Raw genomic sequence first — 6,000 nt, forward strand, 5'->3', positions numbered from 1 at the left:
ATTGGACTTTCAAACCGTGAATATTTTACAGAGTTGTTAACAGTGTGAAAGTAGCTTTAAGTTAGCCTGTGAGCTAGACAACAATTCGTTTGAGAATCCCGGATTAATTGCCAACTGGGACAACAACAAATTGTCGATGTTATTAATAGTAGAGGCGGCTGTTAGCCGCCTCTAAATCATCTATTCTATTACAGAACTAGACGACGGATATCTGATAGTGCCGCGTTCAAGAATGTAATGAAACGCGCACCTTCTGCACCATCAATCACACGGTGGTCGTATGATAGAGACAGTGGAAGCTGTAGACGTGGTTCGAACTCTTTGCCGTTCCACACAGGCTTCATTTCAGACTTAGACACGCCTAGAATACCAACTTCTGGTGCATTTACGATTGGCGTAAATGCAGTACCACCGATACCACCAAGGCTAGAGATTGTGAAACAACCGCCTTGCATGTCAGCTGCAGTTAGCTTACCAGCACGTGCTTTCTTAGACACAGCCATTAGCTCTTCAGATAGCTCGTAGATGCCTTTCTTGTTCACGTCTTTGAATACAGGGACAACTAGACCGTTAGGCGTATCAACTGCGATACCTACGTTTACGTACTTCTTAAGAATGATGCTTTCGCCATCTTCAGAAAGAGAAGAGTTAAACGCTGGGAACGCTTCTAGCGCTTTAGCAACAGCTTTCATGATGAACACAAGTGGAGTGATCTTCATGCCCGTATCTTTCTTCGCTTCGATTGCGTTCTGCTCTTTACGGAATGCTTCTAGCTCGGTGATGTCTGCGTTGTCCCACTGTGTAACGTGAGGGATCATTACCCAGTTACGGTGTAGGTTTGCACCAGAGATCTTCTTGATCTTAGAAAGCTTCTGAACTTCAGTTTCGCCGAACTTGCTGAAGTCCACTTTTGGCCAAGGTAGAAGACCAAGAGCAGAGCCGTCACCGCCTTTGCCAGATGCTGCTGCACCAGACTCAAGACGCTTAAGAGCATCTTTAACGTAAGCTTGAACGTCTTCTTTAAGGATACGGCTCTTACGACCAGTACCTTTAACCTTAGACAGGTTGACGCCAAATTCACGAGCAAGACGACGAACAACTGGAGACGCGTGTGCGTAGTCGTTGTTTTCTTGGAAGTCGTTAGCTGCAGGTGCCGCCGCTGGAGCTTCAGCTTTTGGAGCTGCTGGAGCAGGTGCTGCCGCTTGAGCTGGAGCTGGAGCAGGAGCTGCAACAGGTGCCGGAGCTGCGCCTGCTACCTCGAATACCATGATTAGAGAGCCAGTCGTTACTTTGTCGCCAGCTGCAATCTTGATTTCTTTCACTGTACCAGCGAATGGTGCAGGAACTTCCATAGAAGCTTTGTCACCTTCAACAGTGATTAGAGATTGCTCTTCTTCTACTGTGTCGCCAACCGCTACCATTACTTCAGTAACTTCTACTTCGTCACCGCCGATATCAGGAACGTTTACTTCTTTAGCCGCAGACGCTGCTGGAGCCGCTGCCGCTGGAGCTTCTACTCGGTCCGACGTCTCGGCTGCCGGAGCCGCTGCTGCGCCTGAACCTGCAGTTTCAAATACCATGATTAAAGAGCCAGTCGTCACTTTATCGCCAGCTGCAACTTTGATCTCTTTTAGAGTACCAGCGAATGGTGCTGGGACTTCCATTGATGCTTTGTCGCCTTCAACCGTTAGAAGAGATTGCTCTTCTTCGATGCTGTCGCCAACTGCAACCATGATCTCAGTAACTTCTACTTCGTCGCCACCGATATCTGGAACATGAACTTCTTTCAATTCTGCCGCTGCAGGAGCTGCAGCTGGTGCTGATTCAACTGCTGGAGCTGCCGCAGGAGCCGCTTCTGCAGCGGCACCTTCAGCTTCGAAAATCATGATAAGAGAACCAGTCGTAACAGAATCGCCTTCCGCTACTTTGATTTCTTTTACGATACCTGCTTGAGACGCCGGAACTTCCATAGAAGCTTTGTCGCCTTCAACAGTGATCAGAGACTGCTCTTCTTCAACCTTGTCGCCAACGCTTACAAGAATCTCAGTAACTTCAACCTCATCCGCACCGATGTCAGGTACATTAATTTCGATTGCCATTGCTTATTTACCTTCTAGTTAAGCGCTGTATTAAGCGTATTGTGGGTTAGTTTTTTCAGTATCGATGTTGAACTTAGCAATCGCTTCAACAACGACTGACTTCTCAACATCACCACGTTTCGCTAGCTCAGTTAGAGCAGCAACTACTACGTAGCCTGCGTTAACTTCGAAGTGGCGACGTAGGTTCTCACGGCTGTCAGAACGGCCGTAACCATCAGTACCCAGTACTTTGTATGACTCAGAAGGCATGAATGCGCGAACTTGCTCAGAGTAGTTCTTCATGTAATCCGTCGCTGCGATTGCAGGCTCAGTACCCATTACTTGTGCAATGTAAGGAACTTTCGCTTCGCCTTCTGGGTGTAGCATGTTGTAACGCTCAGCGTCTTGACCGTCACGAGTTAGCTCGTTGAACGATGTTACAGAGAATACGTCAGATGCAATGCCGTACTCTTCGCTTAGGATAGTCGCTGCTTTACGTACTTCGTTCATGATAGTACCAGAGCCCATTAGCTGAACTTTAGACTTGTCACCAGCGTAAGACTCAAGCTTGTAGATACCCTTACGGATGCCTTCTTCAGCGCCTTCTGGCATTGCTGGCATTGCGTAGTTTTCGTTCATTACAGTTAGGTAGTAGAACACGTTCTCTTGGTTCTCACCGTACATGCGACGGATACCGTCTTGCATGATTACTGCAACTTCGTAAGCGAACGTTGGGTCGTAAGAGATACAGTTAGGAACTGTATTCGCCATGATGTGCGAGTGACCATCTTCGTGCTGTAGGCCTTCACCGTTTAGCGTTGTACGACCTGCAGTAGCACCTAGTAGGAAACCACGAGCTTGTTGGTCACCTGCCATCCACGCCATGTCGCCAACACGTTGGAAGCCGAACATTGAGTAGTAAATGTAGAATGGGATCATTGGCAAATCGTTAGTGCTGTATGACGTTGCAGCAGCAACCCAAGATGCCATTGAGCCTAGCTCATTGATACCTTCTTGTAGAACCTGACCAGATGTCGCTTCTTTGTAGTAAGAAACAATGCCTTTATCTTCTGGCGTGTATTCCTGACCGTGCGGGTTGTAGATACCGATCTGACGGAATAGACCTTCCATACCAAACGTACGAGCTTCGTCACAGATGATAGGAACGATGTTCTTACCAATGTTCTTGTTCTTAAGCAGGATGTTAAGAGTACGAACGTAAGCCATAGTCGTAGAGATATCACGCTTTTGCTCACTTAGTAGCGGCGCGAACTCTTCTAGCTCAGGTGTTTTGAATTCTTGAGTGAACTTAGGTAGACGCTGTGGCGTGTAACCTTTTAGTTCTTTACGACGAGCGTGTAGGTATTCGTATTCCGCTGAACCTTCTTCAAGTTTCAGGTATGGAAGTTCCGCTACTTTCTCATCAGATAGGATGTCTTGAAGACCTAGACGATCACGTAGGTGTAGTACGTGAGTCATATCCATCTTCTTCACTTGGTGCGCGATGTTCTTACCTTCAGCCGCTTCGCCCATGCCGTAACCTTTAACCGTCTTAGCTAGGATTACTGTTGGACGACCTTTCGTTTCTGCCGCGTTTTTGTATGCTGCGTATAGCTTAGAAGACTCGTGACCACCACGCTTAAGCGCGAAGATTTCGTCATCAGTCATGTCTGCAACAAGTGCAGCTGTTTCTGGGTACTTACCAAAGAAGTGCTCACGTACGTACGCGCCATCTTTAGATTTGAATGTTTGGTAGTCGCCATCTACAGTTTCGTTCATTAGCTGCAGTAGTTTACCAGACGTATCTTTAGCCAGTAGTGAATCCCAGTTGCTACCCCAGATAACTTTAACAACGTTCCAACCGGCACCTTTGAATAGGCCTTCTAGTTCTTGGATGATGCTACCGTTACCCATTACAGGACCGTCTAGGCGCTGTAGGTTACAGTTGATTAGGAAACATAGGTTGTCTAGTTTCTCACGCGCTGCGAAAGAAAGTGAACCACGTGATTCTGGCTCATCCATCTCACCATCACCTAGGAATGCGTATACACGCTGTGCAGACGTGTCTTTCATGCCACGGCCGTCTAGGTACTTAAGGAAACGCGCTTGGTAGATTGCAGAGATAGGGCCAAGACCCATAGATACTGTTGGGAATTGCCAGAACTCAGGCATCAACTTAGGGTGTGGGTAAGAAGGAATACCTTTACCGTCTACTTCTTGACGGAAGTTGTCTAGCTGCTCTTCAGTTAGACGGCCTTCAACGAATGCACGTGAGTAGATACCCGGTGAGATGTGACCTTGGTAGTAAACTAGATCGCCACCGTCCGTCTCGTTTGGAGCGCGGAAGAAGTGGTTGAAACAAACTTCGTAGAATGCAGCTGCTGACTGGTAAGAAGCCATGTGACCACCTAGGTCTAGGTCTTTCTTAGACGCACGCAATACGATCATGATTGCGTTCCAGCGAATGATTGAGCGAATACGACGCTCTAGAGTCACATCACCAGGGTAAGCTGGTTCTTGTGCTGCAGGGATCGTATTGATGTAGTTAGTGTTGATACCAGTTGGCATATCAACGCCATCTAGACGTGCTTTTTCTAGAACTGTTTCTAGTAAGAACTGAGCACGTTCTACACCTTCTTCACGTACCACTGATTCAAGGGCTTGTAGCCAATCTTGAGTTTCCAGTGCGTCTACGTCATGCTTCATATCAGACATGGCGATCTATCCTTTTGTTGGTTTGATCTACTTATTATTCGATGTAATGACTCTAGGAGTCGTTACCCTGCTGGATTCGACGTAGAGAACGCTCACGGCGACTCTCCTCACGACTCAAGTCCAACAATGTTTCTTCAATATAGGCCAAGTGCGAATGTGACATTTCACGCGCCTTTTCAGGCTGACCAGAAACAATCGCATCCACGATGTTTGCCCTATGGATACTGACTTTCTCAACTACTTCTTCACGACGATGAAGCAGTTCTAAGTTCTGTAATACGTTTTGCTCAAGCAGTGGCGCAAGGCTTCGAACAATGTGCAGCAGCACTACATTGTGCGCGGCTTCCGTCAAAGCAATCAGAAATGCCATAACAGCAGATGCTTCAGCTTCGATATTATTGTTCGCTTGCTCCGCACTGATGGTTTCCAAGCACGCTTGGATTCGAGCGAAATCTTCATCGGTACCACGAATTGCCGCAAAGTAGGCTGAAATCCCTTCCATCGCATGACGCGACTCCAAAAGATCAAGCTGAGTTTCAGAATGGCTAGACAATAAATTTAGCAGAGGATCTGAAAAGTTCTTCCAAATGTTCTCGCTAACGAATGTTCCGCCACCTTGACGTCTAGTCAGCAGTTTCTTTGCTTCCAAACGCTGTATCGCTTCTCGAATTGAAGGTCGAGACACGTCGAACTGCTTTGCTAGCTCTCGCTCTGGTGGCAATTGTTGCCCCGGAGAAAGTGTCCCTTCCACTATCAACCTTTCTAGCTCCTGCTCGATAACATCGGAGAGCTTAGGCTGACGAATCCTTTGATAAGCCATAGTTGTTGTTCTTCTACTCTTTGCAGTCAATTGGTATTACCAATTTTTTGTTGGAGCAGAAATTAACATAATTAAAACGCCGCTGTCTAGGTAAAAATTGATTCAAATCATAGAAACGATCGCGCACTAACACTTATGCAACATCGACACATTAAAACAGCAAAAGAATTGGTCTTACCAATTACAAAATATAAACAGGTGGGGCGATAGCGTGCTAGGGATCACAGTATGACCGCTAGGTTTTAAAGAAATATGAATAGAAAAGAAAAAACCATAGAAATAGGTTAAGAAATGAGTTGGATTGTAAAGCGCCTTTTTGAGTGTCAAAAAGGCGCTTTGATATACCCAAGTAACCTCAAGATGCGTGGTTCAGCGAGAATTGCCTAG

Annotated in this window: 3 protein-coding genes; all 3 read right to left on the reverse strand. The window is 46.6% G+C overall.

The window, feature by feature from the left end:
* Window positions 1–188 precede the first annotated feature (188 nt).
* The 3 genes from aceF to pdhR are packed head-to-tail and all read right to left on the reverse strand — an operon-like array spanning window position 189 to window position 5,613.
* Complete coding sequence (aceF, locus tag UA76_RS21285) at window positions 189–2,099, reverse strand: pyruvate dehydrogenase complex dihydrolipoyllysine-residue acetyltransferase (RefSeq protein WP_047049841.1); 1,911 nt, start codon at window positions 2,097–2,099, stop codon at window positions 189–191.
* 30 nt (window positions 2,100–2,129) lie between these two features.
* Window positions 2,130–4,793: a pyruvate dehydrogenase (acetyl-transferring), homodimeric type gene (gene aceE / locus UA76_RS21290; RefSeq protein WP_047049842.1), complete on the reverse strand. Its 2,664-nt coding sequence runs from the start codon at window positions 4,791–4,793 to the stop codon at window positions 2,130–2,132.
* A gap of 52 nt (window positions 4,794–4,845) precedes the next feature.
* Window positions 4,846–5,613: a pyruvate dehydrogenase complex transcriptional repressor PdhR gene (pdhR, locus tag UA76_RS21295; RefSeq protein WP_047049843.1), complete on the reverse strand. Its 768-nt coding sequence runs from the start codon at window positions 5,611–5,613 to the stop codon at window positions 4,846–4,848.
* Window positions 5,614–6,000 lie beyond the last annotated feature (387 nt).

Source organism: Vibrio mexicanus (assembly GCF_001012815.1).
In the GTDB taxonomy this organism is placed as follows: domain Bacteria; phylum Pseudomonadota; class Gammaproteobacteria; order Enterobacterales; family Vibrionaceae; genus Vibrio; species Vibrio mexicanus.

Bases quoted from the DNA above. Each gene is read 5' to 3' on its own strand.
- pdhR (WP_047049843.1), bottom strand. From the start codon at position 5,613: ATGGCTTATCAAAGGATTCGTCAGCCTAAGCTCTCCGATGTTATCGAG.
- aceF (WP_047049841.1), bottom strand. From the start codon at position 2,099: ATGGCAATCGAAATTAATGTACCTGACATCGGTGCGGATGAGGTTGAA.
- aceE (WP_047049842.1), bottom strand. From the start codon at position 4,793: ATGTCTGATATGAAGCATGACGTAGACGCACTGGAAACTCAAGATTGG.